Genomic DNA, 20193 nt, shown 5'->3' on the forward strand with positions numbered 1-20193 from the left:
GCGGGGTAAAAGGCAGACGGCATCCAGCAGGTCGCAAGAGCGCACCGCCACGGTTGAGAAGTTTCCGGCCTGCATTGTGAAAGCCGTACTTTTCCGTTAAGGGACCGCTTCTAGAGTTTCCATCGCGCCCACGTGAGCGCGCCAACAACGAGACAAATCGAATGAACCGTCGCCGCCGTATTTACGAAGGCAAGGCCAAGATCCTGTATGAAGGCCCCGAACCGGGCACGCTGATCCAGTTCTTCAAGGACGATGCCACCGCCTTCAACAAGAAGAAGCATGATGTCATCGACGGCAAGGGCGTGCTGAACAACCGTATTTCCGAATACCTGTTCACGCATCTCAACAAGATCGGCATTCCGACGCATTTCATCCGCCGCCTCAACATGCGCGAGCAGTTGATCAAGGAAGTCGAGATGATCCCGCTCGAAATCGTCGTGCGCAATGTCGCCGCCGGTTCGCTTGCGACCCGTCTCGGCATCGAGGAAGGCACGGTTTTGCCGCGCTCGATCATCGAGTTCTATTACAAGTCGGACCAGCTCAACGACCCGATGGTGTCGGAAGAGCACATCACCGCCTTCGGCTGGGCCAACCCGGCCGAACTGGACGACGTGATGGCGCTCGCCATCCGCGTCAACGATTTTCTCTCCGGCCTCTTCCTCGGTGTCGGCATCCAGCTCGTCGATTTCAAGATCGAATGCGGCCGTCTGTTCGAAGGCGATATGATGCGCATCATTCTGGCGGACGAAATCTCGCCGGACAGCTGCCGTCTGTGGGATATCGAAACCCGCGAGAAGATGGACAAGGACCGTTTCCGTCAGGATCTCGGCGGTCTGGTCGAAGCCTATTCCGAAGTGGCCCGCCGCCTTGGCATCATCAATGAAAACGAACCGATCCGCGGCACGGGTCCGGTTCTCGTCCAGTAAGCAATCAGGAGCGATCAAGTGATCAAGGCACGGGTAACCGTCACATTGAAGAACGGTGTTCTCGATCCGCAGGGCAAGGCCATCGAAGGCGCTCTCGGCAGTCTCGGCTTTTCCGGCGTTAGCCAGGTCCGTCAGGGCAAGGTTTTCGATCTGGAACTGGAAGGCGACAAGGCCAAGGCCGAAGCCGACCTCAAGGCCATGTGCGACAAGCTTCTGGCAAACACGGTGATCGAGAACTATACTATCGCAATCGACTGAAGGTTGCGGAGGCTCGCATGAGCGAAGTCACGAACGAATTGATGTACGAGCTTCTGAAGAAGATGCACGCTGATATCTCGGCTCTGAAATTCGACATGACCAGCACCAAGAATGAACTGAGCAGTCTTCGCGGCAGCGTTGCTGCGATGCAGATGGATATTCATCAGATCTACACGCGACTTGATCGCGTGGATCAACGCCTCGACCGTATCGAAACCCGCCTCGAGCTGCGCGAGCTCTCCGAGGCCCAGGCAAGGTTTGAACCGCACCCATGAAGTCCGCCGTCGTCCAGCTTCCCGGCCTCAATCGCGACCGCGACATGATCGCCGCGCTCACCAAGATCTCCGGTCATGAGCCCGTCACCATCTGGCAGACGGAAACACAAATTGCCGATGACATCGACCTGATCGTCATTCCGGGCGGCTTCTCCTACGGTGACTATCTGCGTTGCGGCGCCATTGCCGCCCGCATGCCGGTCATGCAGGCCATCCGCGAGAAAGCGGAAAAGGGTGTCAAGGTTCTGGGCGTCTGCAACGGTTTCCAGATCCTCGTCGAAGCCCAGCTTCTGCCGGGCGCACTGATGCGCAATTCCTCGCTTCTGTTCGTTTCCAAGGAAGTGAAGCTCGAAATCGTCAATGCCGATACGGATTTCACCCGCACCTATGAACAGGGTCAGGTCATCCGCTGCCCGGTCGCGCATCACGACGGCAACTATTTTGCCGATGCCGAAACGCTGAAGAGCCTCGAAGGCAACGGTCAGGTCGTCTTCAAATATGCCGAAGGCACCAACCCGAACGGCTCGCTGAACGATATCGCCGGCATCATCAATGCCCGCGGCAACGTCCTCGGCATGATGCCTCACCCGGAAAACCTCATCGAGCATGCCCATGGCGGCAAGGACGGTCGCGGCATTTTCGCCTCCGCCCTCGACGTCATCGCAGCCTGATCAGAACTGCCGGGAGTACCAGCATGCGCCTTCGCACATTTGCCGCTTCCGGCATTCTTCTAGCCACGCTTGCTCTTCTGGCCGGATGCCAATCGGATAAGAAACCGGCAAGTTCACCGCAACGCGCCGCGTTGCCGACCATGGAGCGCGTCGCCGTTGCGGCGAACGCGTGCTGGTTCAAATCCAACGATCCTGCTTTCCGTGATTATCGCCTCGCGCCGGAACTGAATTCATTCTCCGGCCGTCCGCGTATTCTTGCAGTGCCACGCCACAGCCCGGAATCGCGCCCCTTGCTGGTCATCCAGGCAGAAGGCAATCCGGCCCGCCTCGATGCCTTCGGCCCGTTGATGCAAGGCGCTGCCGGAGAGCGAATCAAATCCGACGTCCTGCGCTGGGCAGGGGGCGGTTCGGGCTGCTGATCGCAGCGATCGCAGTCATTGTTGCGTCCTTCTGGCTGGACAAAAAAGCGGTATCAGCGCAAAAAAGTCCGATAAAACGTCCTGATCCTGCAACACTGTCTCAACTTTTTCATCGCGCGCACAATGTCGCCTTCTTTTCAGTTGCGTGATCACATTTTCGCGGCCTATGGTTCGTTCACAAACAGGAGAGCGCACCGTTCGTGGTTCGCTCCTTCAGGGGTGCAAGTCACACGATGATTACTGCTGCGATGTCGAAATCCACCCTCTCCTTCATTGCAGCCGCCGGCGCATTGATGATCTCTGCAAGCGCTTCTATCGGCGCCGACATCGAAGTCACCCAGAAGCCGATCTTCGATGAAGTTCGTTTCGGTGCCTTGGTTGCCGCAGACAAAACCCCGACGAACGATGAAAAGGGTGCCTTTGTTACCGGCATGGTTTTCTTCGACCCGTGGAATCATGACGAAGCCCAAGGCCTGCAGAAGCTTGTGCGCCCGCGCGTTCACGTCGGCGCCGACGTTGCGACGGCCGGTGAAGCCTCGCAGATCTACGCAGGCTTCTCCTGGACGGCCAACATCACCGATTTCCTCTTCCTCGAAGCCGGTTTTGGTGGCTCGCTGAACAATGGCGACCTGGAATTCGACGGCACACGTGGCCCGAAGCTCGGCTGCCACACGCTGTTTCATGAATATGCGGCTGTCGGTGTCAATCTCGATCCGAAATGGCGCATCGTCGGCCAGATCGAGCATTCCAGCCACGCCAATCTCTGCGGCGAGCCGAACAACGGCCTGACCCGCGCCGGCGTTCTGGTCGGCTATAAGTTCTGATCGATCACGCTGCGCCAAATCTGGCGCAACGCAGTGGGATATGGGGCGTGACAGGTATTTTCCTGTCGCGCCCTTTTCGTATCTACGCTAAAGAGACCCCAAATTCAGAGCCCCTCGCCATCAGGGAAGACCATGACGATTTCGAACAGCCGCCCGATCACGCCCGAACTCATCGCATCCCACGGCCTGAAGGCCGATGAATACCAGCGGATCCTCGACCTTATCGGTCGCGAGCCCACCTTTACCGAGCTCGGCATTTTCTCTGCCATGTGGAACGAGCACTGCTCCTACAAGTCTTCGAAGAGATGGCTTCGCACTCTGCCGACCAAGGGTCCGCGCGTCGTTCAGGGCCCGGGCGAAAATGCTGGCGTGGTTGATATCGACGATGGCGACGTCGTCGTCTTCAAGATGGAGAGCCACAACCACCCGTCTTACATCGAGCCCTATCAGGGTGCTGCGACCGGCGTCGGCGGCATTTTGCGCGATGTCTTCACCATGGGCGCACGTCCGATCGCAGCCATGAACGCCCTGCGTTTCGGCGCGCCGGATCATCCGAAGACAAAGCACCTCGTTTCCGGCGTCGTTGCCGGTGTCGGTGGCTACGGCAACTCGTTTGGCGTTCCGACCGTTGGTGGTGAAGTCGAGTTCGATGAACGATATAACGGCAACATCCTCGTCAACGCCTTTGCAGCCGGCCTTGCCAAGGCCGATGGTATCTTCCTCTCCGAAGCCAAGGGCGTCGGCCTACCGGTCGTCTATCTCGGCGCCAAGACCGGCCGCGATGGCGTCGGTGGCGCCACCATGGCATCTGCCGAATTCGACGAATCGATCGAGGAAAAGCGTCCGACAGTTCAGGTCGGCGACCCTTTCACCGAAAAGTGCCTTCTGGAAGCCTGCCTCGAGCTGATGCAGACCGGCGCCGTTATCGCCATTCAGGACATGGGTGCCGCCGGCCTCACCTGCTCGGCCGTCGAAATGGGCGCCAAGGGCGACCTCGGCATCGAACTGCTCCTCGACACCGTGCCGGTGCGCGAAGATCGCATGACGGCTTATGAAATGATGCTGTCGGAAAGCCAGGAGCGCATGCTCATGGTTCTCGAACCCTCCAAGGAAGAGGTCGCCAAGGCTATCTTCGTCAAGTGGGGCCTCGATTTTGCAATCGTCGGCAAGACCACCGACGACCTGCGTTTCCGCGTCATCCATCAGGGTGAGGAAGTCGCCAACCTGCCGATCAAGGAACTCGGCGACGAGGCTCCGGAATACGATCGCCCGTGGGTAGAATCGGCCAAGCGCGCTGCCCTGCCCGCTTCAGAGGTTCAGGCACCTGCCGATTACAACGATGCGCTCATCAAGCTGGTCGGTTCGCCGAACCAGTCCAGCCGCCGCTGGGTCTACGAGCAGTATGACACGTTCATCCAGGGCAATTCGCTGCAGCATCCGGGCGGCGATGCCGGCGTGGTGCGTGTCGAAGGCCATGCCACCAAGGGCCTTGCCTTCTCCTCCGACGTCACCCCGCGTTATGTCGAGGCCGATCCGTTCGAAGGCGGCAAGCAGGCGGTTGCCGAATGCTGGCGCAACATCACGGCAACCGGCGCCGAGCCGCTGGCTGCGACCGACAACCTCAACTTCGGCAACCCGGAAAAGCCCGAGATCATGGGCCAGCTGGTCGGTGCCATCAAGGGTATCGGCGAGGCCTGCAAGGCGCTCGACTTCCCGATCGTTTCGGGCAACGTCTCGCTCTACAATGAGACCAACGGCGTCGCCATCCTGCCGACCCCGACCATTGCCGGCGTCGGCCTCCTGCCCGACTGGTCGAAAATGGCCAAGATCGGTACCGCCAATGATGGCGACAAGCTGATCATGATTGGCGTTGACGGCAGTCATCTCGGCTCGTCGATTTATCTGCGCGACATCCTCGGTTCGACCGAAGGCCCGGCCCCGGAAGTCGATCTGTCGGCCGAACGCCGCCACGGCGATTTCGTCCGCTCGGCGATCCGCAACGATCAGGTTACCGCCTGCCACGACATCTCGTCGGGCGGTCTGGCGCTGGCGCTGGCGGAAATGGCAATGTCCTCCGGCAAGGGCTTGGAAGTCAGCCTCAAGGACAGCCGCGGCCTGCCGCATGCGGTGCTCTTCGGTGAAGACCAGGCACGCTACGTTCTGGCCGTTCCTGCCGATCTCGCCAACTTCCTGCAGGCCAATGCCGAAGGAGCGGGCGTTCCCTTCCGTGCACTCGGCACTGTCGGCGGCGATGCCGTCGTGATCGATGATCTGGTCAACGTCTCCGTTGCCGATCTCGGCAAGGCCCATGAGGGCTGGTTCCCGAACTTCATGGGCTGACCGGTCGCGCAATAAGCGTCACTCAACCATTCACAAAACCGTCACAAAGGTTGCACCCGGCGTGATGAGGGCATAAAACCGAAACAGACGGCGCTGCGGCATTTCAGTCGCGGCGTCTTTTTTGTTTCTGCGGTCGAATCTAAGGCTGAATGGACCGGCGGCATCGCCGCTCCTTCGCCCCTGACGAACTGCAACAGCTTTAAAAGCCGGTAATGCCCAAAGATTTTTTGAAGCACGTTCAGCATTTTCTGTTCAACCCCGGCCAGATCTGGCCGTATCCGCGCTTGCTTGCAGACACCATCGTGTGGGGCCTGGTGCTTTCCATGACGGTTATCATAACGTTGCGCCTTCTCGGTGCGCCGGATGATACGCTTTTCGGCGAGAACGGCGTTCTGGAGACGTTGCAGGTCATCGCACTATGCACAGCGAGTATTGTGGCGATCCTTGCGGCTGTGCGCCTTCGGCCCGCCGGCCGGTTTGTTGCGACCACCACAGCGTTGCTGTGTCTGATCTTTTTCGTGCGGGAAATTCCGTCCTGTCGCCCGGATCTGGCGTTGGCATGCGTGCCGCGGGAAGCGCATCGGATCGTTCCGGCCGTCGGCAGCTTCCTGCTTTTACTGCAAGCCTTCCTCATGTATCGGACCAGTCCACCAGCTCTATTACAGATGATCCATCCGGCCTTTTCCTGGCCTCTGGCATTCATAGCCGCGCTTCTCTTTGCTGGCGAGATTTTCGAGGAGCTGAACCTCGAGGCGATGGAAGAAATCAGCGAACTGACGGCTTATCTCGGTCTTCTCTTCAGCGCCGCGTGGATGTTGAGAACGAGCTTTCGGGTGAACATCTGGCAGAGCATCAGCGACACGGCCGGGGCGTTGCTGCAACGCCTCAACACTCCGTTCGATCGCCGCCGCTAAGCATCTCCTTTGGCTGAGGAAAGCGTCGCAGACACTTTGACCACGGCGCTTCTTTGAGGCAATCTAATGTAACCGCGGCACCATCGCCGCCAGACAAAAGGATAGTCTCGCATGCCCATGCGTCCAGGCGATATAGAGGACATGATCAAAGCCGGCATTCCCGGCGCAACCGTCACCATTCGTGATCTGGCCGGCGACGGCGACCATTACGCCGCCGAAGTGGTGGCAGAAGCCTTTCGCGACAAGTCGCGCGTGCAACAACACCAGATGGTTTATGACGCCCTGAAAGGCAATATGGGCGGCGTTCTGCATGCACTCGCATTGCAGACCTCGGCGCCGAAGTGATCTCATGGCGAACCTGATCAATCAGATCGTGTCGGGCGTCGTGGAAAGTGTCGTCAAGGAACTGCTCGGCAAATCACACGGCCGAACGGCTTCGAAGCGCAAGAAACGTCAGGCTAAAGCGGCCACTCGCTCGGCAACAACCGGCCGCTTTGTTCGCAAAACGACGAAAACAGCGGCAAGGCCGGCCCGCAAGCAGGTCAGCCGCCGCCGGACGACGGCAAGCCGAAGCAAGCAACGCAGGCGTTGACCGCGATCACCGGCCATCAAATTACATGCATCTACACGCTTCTCCGCTGGAATTTCGGCGGGGAGCTTGCTATCTAAGGCACAACACAAAGCACCGCGGCCCTTGAACCCGCGCGTGAAAGGATTTGAGATATGAGCGGAATCAACGATTTCATAGCCAACGAAGTCAAGACCAACGATGTGGTCCTCTTCATGAAGGGCACCCCGCAGTTCCCGCAGTGTGGTTTCTCGGGTCAGGTCGTCCAGATCCTGGATTACCTCGGCCTCGACTACAAGGGCATCAACGTTCTTGCGGATGGAGACCTGCGTCAGGGCATCAAGGATTATTCCAACTGGCCGACCATTCCGCAGCTTTACGTCAAGGGCGAATTCCTCGGCGGCTGTGACATCGTCCGCGAAATGTTCCAGTCCGGCGAACTTCAGACCCAACTCCAGGAACAGGGTATCGCCGTCCGCGCGGCCTGATTTTCGGGGCACCCTGCCCCGGCCATGAAATTTGCTTCTATCAAAAGGCGCCGCATCCACGGCGCCTTTCCCGTTGTTTAGGAAAAGCCGTGACAAAACCTTCACAATCCACGCCCGCGCGCCTCAAGGGCATGGGCAAGGTCGAATTCATTGCCCTGATGGCCATGCTGATGGCTCTCAACGCACTTGCCATCGACATCATGCTTCCCGGTCTGCAGCAGATTGGTGCATCGCTGAACGTTGTCAGCGAAAACCACAGGCAGTATGTCGTCTCTGCCTATCTCTTCGGCTTCGGCATCGCCCAGTTGTTCTATGGGCCGATTTCCGACAGGTTTGGCCGTCGCAAGCCGATCATCGTCGGCCTGACGATCTACATCCTGTCTTCGCTCGCCGTCGTCGGTTTGATTGCTGTTCCGTCCTTCACAGCGCTTCTTGTGCTGCGCTTCATTCAGGGCATCGGATCGGCCGCCACCCGCGTCATCACCATTTCGATCGTCCGCGACGTCTATGGCGGCCGCGCCATGGCGGAAGTGATGTCGCTGATCATGATGGTGTTTATGGTCGTGCCGGTCATCGCACCGGGCACCGGCCAGTTGATCCTGCTGTTCGGCGACTGGCACCTGATTTTTGTCTTCATGGCAGTTGGCGCGCTTGCCGTCGTTTTCTGGATGTATAAACGCCTGCCGGAAACGTTGCATGCCGGGGACGTGCGCCCCTTCACCGTTTCCTCGGTGATCGCCGGTTTCCGCATGGTTCTGACCAATCGGGTCGCGCTCTGCTACACGATTGCCAGCACGTTCATCTTCGGCGCACTGTTCGGTTTCATCAATTCCGCCGAGCAGGTCTACAACCAGATTTACGGCCTTGGCGTGTGGTTTCCTGTCGCCTTTGCAGCCGTCGCCGTGTTCATGTCGTTATCGTCGTTCCTGAATGCCCGGCTCGTCGGCCGTTTTGGCATGCGCAAGCTCTCGCACGCTTCTTTGCTTGGCTTCATCACCGTCACCTTCATCTGGCTGATGATCCAGATTTTTGGCCCGCAGCCGATGCCGTTCGCGCTGTTCCTGACGCTGTTCGCGCTCTCCATGTTTCAGTTTGGCTGGATCGGCTCGAACTTCAATTCGCTCGCCATGGAGCCGCTTGGCCACGTGGCGGGCACCGCTTCCTCCGTGCTCGGTTTCATGGGCACGATCGGCGGCGCTTCGATCGGCGCGGTCATTGGCCAATCTTTTAACGGCACGGCGCTTCCGATGGTGGCCGGATTCTTCATCGTTTCCATCATCGGCCTGGTGTTCGTGCTGCTCGCTGAAAAGGGAAAACTCTTTCAGCCGCATAATCCGCAGATCTGATCAGACCTGACAACAAACAAAACGGCCCGGGCAGAAAAATCTGTCCGGGCCGTTTTGCATTTATTGAACGCTCGATGCGCGTCAGGCGACAAAAATCTCGTCGTGCAGGGTCTGCCAGCTGTCGGGATCGGTTGCGACCAGCAGGCCACCATCGAACTGGTGCGGCTCGTAAACCGAACTATCCAGGCGACGAACATAGCCGCCGGCCTCGGTCGATATCAGCGCACCGGCGAGATGGTCCCAGGGCATCAGCTTGTTGTAGATCATGAACTGCACATGGCCGCCGGCAAAGGTGCGATATTCATGCGCGGCGCAGCGATAGTTTGCGAAAAAGCGGACCTTGGCCAGATTGGCCAGAACCTTTTCACGCTCCTCACCGAAGAAATAACCGGCAGAGGCCATGCCGATCATGGCACCGAGCGGGCGCTTTTCGGACACGTTCAGGCGAACAGCATCACCATCCGCACGACGCAGGAAAGCACCCGCACCCTTTTCCGCCATCACCCAGTCGTCACCCATCGGATCGTAGATGATGCCGGCCACCGTTTCGCCCTTCCAGACGACAGAGGCCATGACACCGAAGGCGGGAATGCCAGAGGCGAAGTTGAACGTGCCATCGACCGGATCAACGATGACAGCCAGTTCGGCATCCTTCAGCTTGTCGAGAAGCGCCGGGTCCGCCGCGACAGATTCCTCACCGATAAAAAGAGCGTTCGGCGCGATATCGACCATTTCCCGCTTCATCATCCGCTCGGCGGCCTCATCGGCTTCCGTCACCAGATCGGTGGGTTCGCTTTTCGAGCGTACGTCATCGCCACCCAGACGGCGGAAGCGCGGCAGAATTTCCGCTTTGGCGGCACGACGCAGAAGATCGGCAAGTGCGGAAACGTCAACGGGCATGTCAGTCAAGATTACTTCCTTTCGGCGGTCATCAGATTGCTGAAATCAAAGAGTCCGGTATCGAGAAGATGCGACGGGTTCACATGCGAAAGCGCCCGCAGCATCGTGTCCTTGCGGCCCGGCATGCGCTGTTCGATGCCCGACAGCATCGCCTTCATCGCATTGCGCTCAAGACCGTCCTGCGAACCACACAGATCGCAGGGGATGATCGGAAACTGCATGGCAGCTGCAAACTTTGCCAGATCGTCCTCGGCGCAATAGGCCAAGGGCCGCAGCACCATCACATCACCTTCATCGTTCAGAAGCTTTGCCGGCATGGCGGCGAGACGACCGCCGTGGAAAAAGTTCATAAAGAAGGTTTCGAGAATGTCGTCGCGGTGATGGCCGAGCACCAGCGCATCGCAACCTTCTTCACGCGCCACGCGGTAAAGATTGCCGCGGCGCAGGCGCGAACAGAGCGAACAGTAGGTCGCCCCCTGCGGCACCTTTTCCTTCACGATGGAATAGGTATCGCGATATTCGATGCGGTGTTTGACGCCGATCGAGGCCAGATATTCCGGCAGGATGTGTTTGGGAAAGTTCGGCTGGCCCTGATCGAGATTACAGGCGACCAGTTCCACGGGCAGAAGGCCGCGCCATTGCAGGTCGAGCAAGATGGCCAGAAGCGAATAAGAATCCTTGCCGCCGGACAGGCCGACCAGCCAGCGTTTCTGGCCCTTCAGCATGTGGAAATCGGCCAACGCCTGGCGCACCTGCCGCAGCAGCCGCTTGCGCATCTTGTTGAACGACACCGAGTCCGGCGCTTGCCTGAAGAGCGCCGGAGCCAGCCCTTCGGTTGCCTGTTCCAGTTCGTCGGTTATCTCGGCGTTCACGCCCATCAAAAAAGTCCTCTTGAAGCGAAAAAGCGGGCCTTTCGGCCCGCTTCAATCTTAGGCGCCGAGCGCTGCGGCCACGGCCTCAAGCGCTTCGTCTGCCTTGGCGCCATCCGGGCCACCGGCCTGCGCCATATCCGGGCGACCACCGCCACCCTTGCCGCCGAGCGCGGCTGAGGCGATGCGCACCAGATCGACGGCGCTGAAACGGCCGACCAGATCTTCGGTAACGGCGACGACAGCACTTGCCTTGCCATCTTCCGACACGCCGATGAGCGTGACCACGCCCGAACCGAGCGTTGCCTTTCCTTCATCGGCCAGGCCCTTCAGGTCCTTGGCGTCGATACCGTTGAGCGTCTTGCCCATGAATTTCACACCGGCAACCTCGCGGATGTCGGACGCGCCATCCCCCTGACCGCCGCCGCCCATGGCGAGGCGACGCTTGGCGTCCGCCAGTTCCTTTTCGAGCTTGCGGCGCTCATCGACCAAAGTTTCGACGCGGGCGAGAACCTCTGCCGGCTGAACCTTCAGCACGCCGGACAGCGCCTTCATGCGTTCATCCTGTTCAGCGAGATAGGCGCGCGCGCCTTCCGCCGTGACGGCTTCGATACGACGCACGCCAGCGCCGACCGGGCTATCGGAGAGAACGCGGACAAGACCGATCTCACCGGTATTGCCGACATGGGTGCCGCCGCAAAGTTCGACCGAATAGGCCTTGCCGGCCTTCGAGCCTTCAATGCCACGGCCCATCGACACGACGCGCACTTCGTCGCCATACTTTTCCCCGAACAGTGCCATTGCGCCTTCGGCAATGGCGTCATCGACGCTCATCAGGCGGGTGGTGACCGGTGCGGTCTGCAGGATGATGGCGTTGGCCATGTCCTCGACGCGCTGCAGTTCTTCCGCCGAAATCGGCTTCGGATGCGAGACGTCGAAACGCAAGCGCTCGGGCGCCACCAGCGAGCCCTTCTGGGCAACGTGGGTGCCGAGCACTTCACGCAGGGCTTCGTGCAGGAGATGGGTGGCGGAGTGGTTGGCACGCAGGCGCGAACGGCGGGCATGATCCACCGTCAAGGCAACCGCCTCGCCAACCTTGATCTCGCCTTCGGTGACCACGGCGATATGCACGAACAGACCCGCACCCTTCTTCTGGGTGTCGCTCACCTCGACGGCAAAACCTTCGCCGCGAATGACGCCGGTATCGCCCATCTGGCCACCGGATTCGCCGTAAAACGGCGTCTGGTTGACGATGACCTGCACGGTGTCACCCGCCTTGGCGGTTTCGACCGACTTGCCGTCGGCCACGATCGCCAGAACCACGCCTTCGGCCGTCTCGGTATCGTAGCCGAGGAATTCGGTCGCGCCGAGCTTTTCCTTCAGTTCGAACCAGATGGTTTCAGTGGCCTTGTCGCCCGACCCCTGCCAGTGCGAACGGGCCTCGGCCTTCTGGCGCTCCATGGCATCGGTGAAGCCGGCAATATCCACGCCGATTTCACGGGCGCGCAGAGCGTCCTGCGTCAGGTCGAGCGGGAAACCATAGGTGTCGTAAAGCTTGAAGGCGGTTTCGCCATCCAGCATGTCACCCTTGTTCATGGTGTTTGTGGCATCGGACAGCAGCGTCAGGCCGCGTTCCAGCGTCTTGCGGAAACGGTTTTCTTCCAGCTTCAGCGTTTCGGAGATCAGCGGCTCGGCGCGGACCAGTTCCGGATAGGCACGGCCCATCTGCGCGACCAGCGTCGGCAGGAGCTTGTACATCAACGGCTCGCGGGCGCCCAAGAGTTCGGCATGGCGCATGGCGCGACGCATGATGCGGCGCAGAACATAACCACGGCCTTCGTTGGACGGTAGAACGCCATCTGCGATCAGGAACGAGGCCGAACGCAGATGGTCGGCGATGACGCGGTGGCTGGCGCGACGCTCGCCTTCCGCCTTCACACCGGTCGCCTCTTCCGAAGCGGAAATCAGGGCGCGGAACAGGTCGATGTCGTAGTTGTCGTGTTTGCCCTGCAGGAGAGCGGCCACGCGCTCGAGGCCCATGCCGGTGTCGATCGACGGACGCGGCAGGTCGATGCGCTGTTCCTTCGTCACCTGCTCGTATTGCATGAAGACGAGGTTCCAGATCTCGATGAAACGGTCGCCATCCTCATCCGGCGAGCCGGGAGGGCCACCCCAGATATGGTCGCCGTGGTCATAGAAAATTTCGGAGCACGGGCCGCAGGGGCCGGTATCACCCATCGCCCAGAAATTGTCGCTGGTCGGGATGCGGATGATACGATCGTCGGTCAGGCCGGCAATCTTCTTCCAGAGATCAAAAGCCTCGTCATCGGTATGATAGACCGTGACCAGAAGACGCTTGGCATCGATGCCGAATTCCTTGGTGATCAGGTTCCAGGCAAGCTCGATGGCGTTTTCCTTGAAATAATCGCCGAACGAGAAGTTGCCGAGCATTTCGAAAAAGGTGTGGTGACGGGCGGTGTAACCGACATTGTCGAGGTCATTGTGCTTGCCGCCGGCGCGCACGCATTTCTGCGCGGTGGTCGCTCTCGAATAGGGGCGACTTTCAAGACCGGTAAAGACGTTCTTGAACTGCACCATGCCGGCATTGGTGAACATCAGCGTCGGATCGTTGCGCGGAACCAGCGGGCTCGACGATACGATCTCGTGGCCGTTTTTGCCAAAATAGTCGAGGAAGGTCGACCGGATTTCATTCACGCCGCTCATGCTACGCCCTTCATTTCCGCCAGTCGGCGGTTCACATCACCAGAAACCACCGGCTTTTATCGTCAGGGCCAAGGCCTGTCCAGCCGCACACAAGCAAACCGGCCGCACATCGGGTGATGGCGGCCGGTTTTATCAACATTCATTGCAAGCCCGACACGCGACGAGCCATCATTTCGTCAGGCGTCGTCACCGTCGCCGTCATTGGCGTCCGGTCCGCCATTCTGCAGGAACTTGTCGGCGATCAGGCCGGCGTTCTGGCGCAGCGACAGTTCGATCTCGTTGGCAAGTTCCGGATTGTCACGCAGGAACGTCTTGGCGTTTTCACGACCCTGACCGAGACGCTGGCTGTTATAGGAGAACCAGGCGCCCGACTTTTCGACAATGCCGGCCTTGACGCCGAGATCGACCAGTTCGCCGGTCTTGGAAACACCTTCGCCATACATGATGTCGAATTCGACCTGCTTGAAGGGAGGCGCCATCTTGTTCTTGACGACTTTGACGCGCGTCTGGTTGCCGACAACTTCTTCGCGTTCCTTGACCTGGCCGATACGGCGGATGTCGAGACGAACGGAGGCATAGAACTTCAGCGCATTACCGCCGGTCGTGGTTTCCGGCGAACCGAACATCACGCCGATCTTCATGCGGATCTGGTTGATGAAGATGACCATGGTCTTCGACTTGGAGATCGAAGCGGTCAGCTTGCGCAGCGCCTGGCTCATCAGGCGAGCCTGAAGACCCGGCAGGCTATCGCCCATGTCGCCTTCAATTTCGGCGCGCGGTGTAAGCGCAGCAACAGAGTCGACCACGAGAACGTCTACGGCGCCCGAGCGAACCAGCGTATCGGTGATTTCAAGCGCCTGCTCACCGGTATCCGGCTGCGAGATAAGCAAGTTCTGCAGGTCCACACCGAGCTTGCGGGCATAGACCGGGTCGAGCGCGTGTTCGGCGTCGACGAAGGCGCAGATGCCGCCCTTCTTCTGGGCTTCGGCAATGGTCTGCAGCGCCAGCGTCGTTTTACCCGAGCTTTCCGGACCGTAGATTTCGATGATACGGCCCTTCGGCAGGCCACCAATTCCGAGTGCGATATCGAGGCTGAGCGAACCGGTCGATACGGTCTCGATCTCAACGATGCTGTCGTTCGAGCCGAGCTTCATGATCGAGCCCTTGCCGAACGAACGCTCGATCTGGGAGAGTGCCGCTTCCAGCGCCTTGCTTTTATCCACCGATTTTTCCTCTACGAGTCTCAAGGAATTCTGAGCCATTTGAACCACCCCTTTAGGTTATCGCCGCCAAGCAATCAATGTTTAACCGATGCCCAAGTCGTACCCTTTTTGTTCTACATTTACAAGCGGGGACGATGCGATTGATTCAAATACTGTTTTTCCTGTTGCGTTCTTTTAATGTTCTCAAACAGATAAGCTATTCCTGTTTGTTCCTGGAACAATCATTTCGGCGGCGTTCCGCCGCCGTTTCAAGTCAGGACCGGCGGCCGATTCGCCGCCCGCTGACGACCTAGTCCTGCCGGTCGAGCATTTCCCGCACAGTCACTGCCAGCTGCTTCAGCGAGAACGGTTTGGGCAGGAAACCGAACTTGGCATCCGCCGGCAGATTGCGCGCAAATGCGTCCTCCGCATAGCCCGATACGAAGATGAATTTCAGGTCCGGATAATTCTTGCGCAGTTCACGCAGCAGGGTCGGACCATCCATTTCCGGCATGACCACGTCGGAGACGACGATATCAACCTTGCCTTCAAGCTCTTCCATGATGTCGAGCGCCTCGACGCCGGAGCCGGCCTCGTGCACGGTATAACCACGCGTTTCCAGCATGCGCTTGCCGCCGCGACGGACTGCCTCCTCGTCTTCGACAAGAAGGACAACGGCGGAGTTCCCGGTCAGATCGACATCGGCATTTTCTTTCGCTGCATCGGCCTTCGGCGCTTCAGCAACGACTGCCGCTGCATTTTCGGAAGCCGCCGTTGCGACCACGGGTTCGGGAATGTGGCGCGGCAGGAAGATACGGAACGTCGTGCCAGTGCCGACTTCCGATTCGGGGTGGATATAACCGCCCGACTGCTTGACGATGCCATAGACCATGGAAAGGCCAAGACCGGTCCCCTTGCCCACTTCCTTGGTGGTGAAGAAAGGCTCAAAAATCTTGTCCATGATTTCGGGCGGAATGCCGGTGCCATTATCGGCCACTTCCACCATCACCATGTCTTCGTCCGGCAGGTCGGCGCCTGCGTATGCGCGTCCCTCTTCCGCCGTCACGTTGCGCGTGCGGATGGTGATGCGCCCGCCCTCCGGCATGGCGTCGCGCGCGTTGACGCAGAGATTGATCAGCACCTGCTCGAACTGCGACAGGTCGGTGCGCACCGGCCAGAGATCGCGGCCGTAATCGACATCGAGTTTGACGTTTGTCCCGGAAATCAGGCGATCCACCAGCATGCGCAGGTCACCGACGACATCGGTGAGGTTGAGCACGCTCGGGCGCATCGTCTGCTTGCGCGAGAAGGCCAAAAGCTGGCGCACCAGCACGGCGGCACGGTTGGCGTTGCGTTTGATTTCCATCAGGTCGGCAAAGCTGGCATCGGCCGGCCGCGCCTGCAGTAGCAGGTGGTCTGAGGACAGGAGGATGGCGGTCAGCACGTTGTTAAAATCGTGGGCGATGCCGCCCGCCAGCGTGCCCACGGCATTCATCTTCTGGGTCTGAGCCATCTGCGTTTCGAGCGCCTTCTGCTCGGTCGTTTCGAAGGCGTAGACGATAGCCACCTCTTCCGGTGCTTCGTCGCTTTCATCGATCACGGCATTGACGAAGAAGCGCACATAGCGGTTTTCGTCGCCCGGATGGCGGCTTTCGAGCGGTGCGATATCGCTCTGGCGATCCTTGGCCTCGGCCAGCGCATGGGTGAGCTGCGGCCGCACCGCCTCGTTGAAGATGGTTTCGAGCGGTGCGCCGGCTTCTGCCTCGTCACGCGACACGACGCCGGAAAACAGTTTCAGGAACGGTGCATTGACCCGGAGAATCTTGCCGTTGCCGTCAACGGAGGCGATCGCCATCGGCGTGTTGTTGAAGAAACGCGTGAAGCGCATGGCAGACGACGACAGGTCCGCCGCCTCACCTTTCGGCCGTGCCAGCACGATGGTACGGCTTTCGCCCGGCGCACCGTCGCGCGCCATGCTGACACTGTGCACGAGCCGAGCCGGCAGGCTCTGGCCGTTGGCGCGGCGCAGATCGAGGTCCAGCGTTTCCGTGCGCGTCTGGCCGGGAGTCGCCTGCACCGACTGGATCAGCGCCATGCCCTCGCCGGCCACGAGATCCGACATGGTCAGCGAACGCGGCACGAATTTGGTGAGGTCGTAACCCAGCCATTCCGCCAGCGTCGCGTTGAGATAAAAGATTTCGCCCTTGCGGCCGGCGGAAAAGAAACCGGCCGGCGCGTGATCGAGATAGTCGATGGCGTTCTGCAACTCGCGGAAAAACCGCTCCTGATCATCCCGTTCCGAGGTGATGTCGGTGATCTGCCAGATATCCAGGGGCTTTCGCGAGGAACCATTGGCAAGCAGCCGCGCCTTGAGGCGATACCAGTGTGCGCCGGAACCATTATTGCCCGGCCGGCCCAGCGGCTTCAGCAGGCGGAATTCCTCGTGCCCTTCGCGGCCTTCGCGCAATGCGGTGGTCAGCCGGTAAAGCGCCTCCGTCGATTCGCGATTTTTGGACAGGAGCGCTTCAAGCGACTGCGCCTGAGCTGCGCTGGTGGCGCCGGTAAGGCGGCCATAAGCGGCATTGGCATAAATGATGCGACCCTTGTCATCGGTGATCAGGATGCCGTCCGGGTGACTGCCGAGAAAACCGCGCGCCAGATCGTCCGACCGTGATTGCGGCATGACCTCGACCAGACCGATGACGGAAGAAACCAGAAAAAAGATGCCGACCATGGCCAGAATGCCGAGCACGCCCAGCACCATCTCGCTGTCGAGCGCCTCTTTGAAAACGACAAAGGAAATGGCTACCGCGATCAGGACCACGGCAAGGACGAGCAGCCGGATCACGGTTCCGCCGCGCGCTCCGTGTTCGACCAGCGGCGCGTCGTTGAGGCCGCTCTGCTGCATCTTCGTCATTCACCCTCTCATGTCGGCCAAGCGCCGCGCCCGAACAGTCGGCACGGATCGGAATCGGTCGGCTGCTCCTTCTTAGCAATTTGCGGCACCGGCAAAAAGCTCAGAAGACACAGAAACCCGTTGAATATCGAAGGGATGCGATTGCCGATCCTTGCTTTCGAACCATATTCCTGTCCCATGGTTCTAACATGTCACAGATTTGGCCTATGCCATGGTGATGACACAGCCGGTTTTTAACGACGGCGTCCCAATGCAATGGAGTGGCTAATGCCTGAAGGTATGTTCGGAGTGGAAACCAGCCAGATCGCCATCGCGGTGCTCGGTGTCGGCGCAGGTTTCCTCTGCCTGATCCTCGTGCTGTGGCTGATCCGCGGTCGTGGCGGCCCATCACCTTTCCTGCGCGGCGGCAAGAATCGCCAGCCGCGCCTGCAGGTTCTCGATGCTGCGGCCGTCGATACGCGCCGCCGCCTCGTTCTGGTGCGTCGTGACGATGTCGAGCACCTGATCATGATCGGCGGCCCCACCGATGTCGTCATCGAAAGCAGCATCGTCGATGGTCGCAGCCCGCCCTACCACACGATGATGAAAACCGTTTCGGAGCCGGAACCGGCGGCAATCGCCGCAACCGAAACGCCACGCGCGCCCGAAGCCGCCGGACGTCCGGCCGGCCTTTCTGCGCCGGATCGTCGGGTCGCAGAACCGGCCACCCCGGCAGCAAGACCCGAAAAGCCCGTCCGCACGGAAGCCAGGGAAGACTTCACATGGCTCGGCTCGGAGCCTGTCGAAATCTCGCCGGCTCCCAAGGTGGTAGAGCCTAACGTTCCGTCTGCGCCCGTTCCGCAGCCTGCACGCCGCCCGGAAGCGTCAAAGCCCGCCGAAGCAGCGGTCGCAGTTGCGCAAACCGCACCGATCCCGGTCGCGGCGGAACCCAAGGTGGTCGAGCCCAAAGCGCCGGAGACAAAGGCGCCGGACCTCCAGCCGAAGGCAGAATCACCTGCGACCGAACTGCCGCGTGTTGCCAATCCGGCCCCCGTCATCGATTTTCCAGCAGCCGAGCCACGCGTCGCCGCGACCGCTGCCGCGGCACCGGTTGCCACGCCTTTTGCTTCTGTCGCAGCAGCTCCGGCGGCTGCAGCAGTGATAGCGACACCGGCACCGGTCCGCAGCGAAACGCCAAGCGTAGCGACCATCGACGAAACGCCAAAACCACGCGAACCGCATTTCGAGATCGATCCGCCACAGATCAATCCGCCACGCGCGGCCAATGACGCCCCGTCGCTCGACGATGCCGTGGACCTGCTCGAGGCCGCGCGCGAGCGGGTGTTCCAGCACCCCCACGCCGAAGCAGCACCGTCAATCGCCATCGAGCCCGCAGCAGCGCCTCCTGCTCCCGTCGAGCGGCCAGCCGTTGCGGCAGCAATCTCGCCGGCGACAAATTTTGCGCCGCGCTCGCCCGCACCGGTCGCCGCGCCTGCAAAACCGCTCGGCTCCGACTTCGAACGTATTCTCGAAGAGGAAATGGCCAGCAATCTGGCCGGCGGAAATGCCGTTCCGGCCGTTGGTCCTGCAACGTCGAATGCGCCGTCGAGCCAGCTGCCGCGTCGCGATCCCGGCCTGCCACGCGTGACCGGCGCCACCCAGGAACCGGCACTGCAGAACGAGATCGCCCGCATTTTCGGCGAAATGTCGGTGACAAAGGACGACCGGTAGCATGAGCGCCAATATGGGCAGGTTCGCCTGCGCCTGCTGTGGCCATCTGACCATCGAGGACAGATTGAACTACGAAATCTGCCCGATTTGTTTTTGGGAAGAGGACGGTGCAGGTGGAGAAAATCCTGACGAGTTCAGCGGACCAAACGGAATGTCCGTCACCGACGGGAGACGGAACTACCAAGAATTTGGGGCCTGCGAACGCAGGCTGATAAATCATGTTCGAAAACCGACACCCGACGAATTGCCTGACAAGGCACCGAGATGACTGAAGATACGAGACTGCAAAACAAAAGGCGCGGAAAAATCCGCGCCTTTTGTTATTCTGTCTGTCAGGCAGTGTTTTGTGTTTCACCGCCGGTCACTGTCACTCGTCGCGATAAACCTTTTCGCGGCGCTCGTGGCGCTCTTGCGCCTCGATCGACAGGGTTGCGATCGGACGGGCGTCGAGACGCTTCAAGCCGATCGGCTCTCCGGTCTCCTCGCAATATCCGTATGTGCCTTCGTCGATCCGCTGAAGAGCGGAATCGATTTTGGAAATCAGCTTGCGCTGACGATCACGGGCACGCAGTTCAATAGCGCGATCGGTTTCGGAAGAGGCTCTGTCTGCTAAGTCTGGGTGGTTTGCGCTTTCTTCGGCCAGATGGCCCAGAGTTTCGCGCGCTTCTCTGAGGATGTCATTCTTCCAAGCGATCAACTTGGCCCGAAAGTAGGCCTTTTGTCGCACGTTCATGAACTCGTCTTCTTCCGAAAGGACGAAGCTGCTAAGATCGATCTTCTCACTCAACGCGATTTCTCCTGAAGAACAGAACTTATGCGGCGCTCTATATCCCTAGGGTGGC

20 protein-coding genes are annotated in these 20193 nt (G+C 59.9%); 14 read left to right on the forward strand and 6 right to left on the reverse strand.

Going from position 1 to position 20193, the window contains the following annotated elements; all coding sequences use genetic code 11:
- The first annotated feature begins 161 nt into the window (after positions 1-161).
- The 12 genes from purC (at position 162) to ACRQ1B_RS06935 (ending at position 9029) form a co-directional block, all read left to right on the forward strand.
- Positions 162-926, forward strand: coding sequence for a phosphoribosylaminoimidazolesuccinocarboxamide synthase (purC, locus tag ACRQ1B_RS06880; RefSeq protein WP_112733334.1), 765 nt, complete (start codon positions 162-164; stop codon positions 924-926).
- 18 nt (positions 927-944) lie between these two features.
- Entirely contained in the window at positions 945-1184 is a 240-nt protein-coding gene (gene purS, locus ACRQ1B_RS06885; RefSeq protein ID WP_432292891.1) for a phosphoribosylformylglycinamidine synthase subunit PurS, read from the forward strand.
- Positions 1185-1201: 17 nt separating this feature from the next.
- A complete protein-coding gene (locus ACRQ1B_RS06890; protein ID WP_432292892.1) occupies positions 1202-1459 on the forward strand; it encodes a hypothetical protein in 258 nt (85 codons plus the stop codon).
- A complete protein-coding gene (gene purQ, locus ACRQ1B_RS06895) occupies positions 1456-2130 on the forward strand; it encodes a phosphoribosylformylglycinamidine synthase subunit PurQ (RefSeq protein ID WP_432292893.1) in 675 nt (224 codons plus the stop codon). The genes ACRQ1B_RS06890 and purQ overlap by 4 nt, the downstream gene beginning before the upstream one ends.
- A gap of 23 nt (positions 2131-2153) precedes the next feature.
- Positions 2154-2549 carry a hypothetical protein gene (locus ACRQ1B_RS06900; RefSeq protein ID WP_432292894.1) on the forward strand — a complete coding sequence of 132 codons (396 nt, stop codon included), beginning with the start codon at positions 2154-2156 and terminating at the stop codon, positions 2547-2549.
- 248 nt (positions 2550-2797) lie between these two features.
- Entirely contained in the window at positions 2798-3373 is a 576-nt protein-coding gene (locus tag ACRQ1B_RS06905; RefSeq protein WP_432292895.1) for an acyloxyacyl hydrolase, read from the forward strand.
- 132 nt (positions 3374-3505) lie between these two features.
- The gene (gene purL, locus ACRQ1B_RS06910; RefSeq protein ID WP_432292896.1) at positions 3506-5713 is read left to right on the forward strand and encodes a phosphoribosylformylglycinamidine synthase subunit PurL; all 2208 of its coding nucleotides are present in this window, start codon (positions 3506-3508) and stop codon (positions 5711-5713) included.
- A gap of 212 nt (positions 5714-5925) precedes the next feature.
- A complete protein-coding gene (locus ACRQ1B_RS06915) occupies positions 5926-6627 on the forward strand; it encodes a hypothetical protein (protein ID WP_432292897.1) in 702 nt (233 codons plus the stop codon).
- A gap of 111 nt (positions 6628-6738) precedes the next feature.
- A complete protein-coding gene (locus ACRQ1B_RS06920) occupies positions 6739-6972 on the forward strand; it encodes a BolA/IbaG family iron-sulfur metabolism protein (RefSeq protein ID WP_132273607.1) in 234 nt (77 codons plus the stop codon).
- A gap of 4 nt (positions 6973-6976) precedes the next feature.
- Positions 6977-7219: a hypothetical protein gene (locus ACRQ1B_RS06925; protein ID WP_432292898.1), complete on the forward strand. Its 243-nt coding sequence runs from the start codon at positions 6977-6979 to the stop codon at positions 7217-7219.
- A gap of 131 nt (positions 7220-7350) precedes the next feature.
- The gene (gene grxD, locus ACRQ1B_RS06930; RefSeq protein WP_432292899.1) at positions 7351-7683 is read left to right on the forward strand and encodes a Grx4 family monothiol glutaredoxin; all 333 of its coding nucleotides are present in this window, start codon (positions 7351-7353) and stop codon (positions 7681-7683) included.
- A 131-nt stretch (positions 7684-7814) separates the two neighbouring features.
- A complete protein-coding gene (locus tag ACRQ1B_RS06935; protein WP_432293829.1) occupies positions 7815-9029 on the forward strand; it encodes a multidrug effflux MFS transporter in 1215 nt (404 codons plus the stop codon).
- Between the two features lie 81 nt (positions 9030-9110).
- Here the strand turns inward: ACRQ1B_RS06935 and ACRQ1B_RS06940 are convergent, their stop codons facing one another.
- The 5 genes from ACRQ1B_RS06940 to cckA all read right to left on the reverse strand — a co-directional run bounded on the left by ACRQ1B_RS06940 (position 9111) and on the right by cckA (position 17641).
- Complete coding sequence (locus tag ACRQ1B_RS06940; protein ID WP_432293830.1) at positions 9111-9929, reverse strand: inositol monophosphatase family protein; 819 nt, start codon at positions 9927-9929, stop codon at positions 9111-9113.
- A gap of 11 nt (positions 9930-9940) precedes the next feature.
- Positions 9941-10807 carry a tRNA 2-thiocytidine(32) synthetase TtcA gene (gene ttcA, locus ACRQ1B_RS06945; RefSeq protein ID WP_432292900.1) on the reverse strand — a complete coding sequence of 289 codons (867 nt, stop codon included), beginning with the start codon at positions 10805-10807 and terminating at the stop codon, positions 9941-9943.
- Between the two features lie 51 nt (positions 10808-10858).
- On the reverse strand, positions 10859-13522 hold the full coding sequence (alaS, locus tag ACRQ1B_RS06950) for an alanine--tRNA ligase (RefSeq protein WP_432292901.1): 2664 nt from the start codon (positions 13520-13522) through the stop codon (positions 10859-10861).
- Positions 13523-13698: 176 nt separating this feature from the next.
- A complete protein-coding gene (recA, locus tag ACRQ1B_RS06955) occupies positions 13699-14784 on the reverse strand; it encodes a recombinase RecA (protein WP_432292902.1) in 1086 nt (361 codons plus the stop codon).
- A gap of 250 nt (positions 14785-15034) precedes the next feature.
- Positions 15035-17641, reverse strand: a complete 2607-nt coding sequence (gene cckA / locus ACRQ1B_RS06960) for a cell cycle histidine kinase CckA (RefSeq protein WP_432292903.1) — start codon at positions 17639-17641, stop codon at positions 15035-15037.
- Positions 17642-17908: 267 nt separating this feature from the next.
- Here cckA and ACRQ1B_RS06965 point away from each other — a divergent pair, with 267 nt between their 5' ends.
- Together ACRQ1B_RS06965 and ACRQ1B_RS06970 are read left to right on the forward strand one after the other, a co-directional pair.
- The gene (locus tag ACRQ1B_RS06965) at positions 17909-19351 is read left to right on the forward strand and encodes a hypothetical protein (protein WP_432292904.1); all 1443 of its coding nucleotides are present in this window, start codon (positions 17909-17911) and stop codon (positions 19349-19351) included.
- A gap of 1 nt (position 19352) precedes the next feature.
- Complete coding sequence (locus ACRQ1B_RS06970; protein WP_432292905.1) at positions 19353-19619, forward strand: CPCC family cysteine-rich protein; 267 nt, start codon at positions 19353-19355, stop codon at positions 19617-19619.
- A 99-nt stretch (positions 19620-19718) separates the two neighbouring features.
- Here the strand turns inward: ACRQ1B_RS06970 and dksA are convergent, their stop codons facing one another.
- Positions 19719-20138 (reverse strand): RNA polymerase-binding protein DksA, encoded by a 420-nt coding sequence (gene dksA / locus ACRQ1B_RS06975; RefSeq protein ID WP_112733364.1) that lies wholly within the window; start codon positions 20136-20138, stop codon positions 19719-19721.
- Positions 20139-20193: the final 55 nt, after the last annotated feature.

It is taken from the genome of Endobacterium panacihumi (genome assembly GCF_050847465.1).
In the GTDB taxonomy this organism is placed as follows: domain Bacteria; phylum Pseudomonadota; class Alphaproteobacteria; order Rhizobiales; family Rhizobiaceae; genus Neorhizobium; species Neorhizobium panacihumi.

Excerpts from the sequence above, each read along its gene's own strand:
- cckA (WP_432292903.1), bottom strand. The coding sequence starts at position 17,641 with ATGACGAAGATGCAGCAGAGCGGCCTCAACGACGCGCCGCTGGTCGAA.
- purQ (WP_432292893.1), top strand. The coding sequence starts at position 1,456 with ATGAAGTCCGCCGTCGTCCAGCTTCCCGGCCTCAATCGCGACCGCGAC.
- ACRQ1B_RS06905 (WP_432292895.1), top strand. The coding sequence starts at position 2,798 with ATGTCGAAATCCACCCTCTCCTTCATTGCAGCCGCCGGCGCATTGATG.
- purC (WP_112733334.1), top strand. The coding sequence starts at position 162 with ATGAACCGTCGCCGCCGTATTTACGAAGGCAAGGCCAAGATCCTGTAT.
- alaS (WP_432292901.1), bottom strand. The coding sequence starts at position 13,522 with ATGAGCGGCGTGAATGAAATCCGGTCGACCTTCCTCGACTATTTTGGC.
- ACRQ1B_RS06890 (WP_432292892.1), top strand. The coding sequence starts at position 1,202 with ATGAGCGAAGTCACGAACGAATTGATGTACGAGCTTCTGAAGAAGATG.
- ACRQ1B_RS06900 (WP_432292894.1), top strand. The coding sequence starts at position 2,154 with ATGCGCCTTCGCACATTTGCCGCTTCCGGCATTCTTCTAGCCACGCTT.
- recA (WP_432292902.1), bottom strand. The coding sequence starts at position 14,784 with ATGGCTCAGAATTCCTTGAGACTCGTAGAGGAAAAATCGGTGGATAAA.
- ACRQ1B_RS06920 (WP_132273607.1), top strand. The coding sequence starts at position 6,739 with ATGCCCATGCGTCCAGGCGATATAGAGGACATGATCAAAGCCGGCATT.
- purL (WP_432292896.1), top strand. The coding sequence starts at position 3,506 with ATGACGATTTCGAACAGCCGCCCGATCACGCCCGAACTCATCGCATCC.
- ACRQ1B_RS06935 (WP_432293829.1), top strand. The coding sequence starts at position 7,815 with ATGGGCAAGGTCGAATTCATTGCCCTGATGGCCATGCTGATGGCTCTC.
- ACRQ1B_RS06940 (WP_432293830.1), bottom strand. The coding sequence starts at position 9,929 with ATGCCCGTTGACGTTTCCGCACTTGCCGATCTTCTGCGTCGTGCCGCC.
- ACRQ1B_RS06970 (WP_432292905.1), top strand. The coding sequence starts at position 19,353 with ATGAGCGCCAATATGGGCAGGTTCGCCTGCGCCTGCTGTGGCCATCTG.
- ttcA (WP_432292900.1), bottom strand. The coding sequence starts at position 10,807 with ATGGGCGTGAACGCCGAGATAACCGACGAACTGGAACAGGCAACCGAA.
- grxD (WP_432292899.1), top strand. The coding sequence starts at position 7,351 with ATGAGCGGAATCAACGATTTCATAGCCAACGAAGTCAAGACCAACGAT.
- ACRQ1B_RS06925 (WP_432292898.1), top strand. The coding sequence starts at position 6,977 with ATGGCGAACCTGATCAATCAGATCGTGTCGGGCGTCGTGGAAAGTGTC.
- ACRQ1B_RS06915 (WP_432292897.1), top strand. The coding sequence starts at position 5,926 with ATGCCCAAAGATTTTTTGAAGCACGTTCAGCATTTTCTGTTCAACCCC.
- ACRQ1B_RS06965 (WP_432292904.1), top strand. The coding sequence starts at position 17,909 with ATGCCTGAAGGTATGTTCGGAGTGGAAACCAGCCAGATCGCCATCGCG.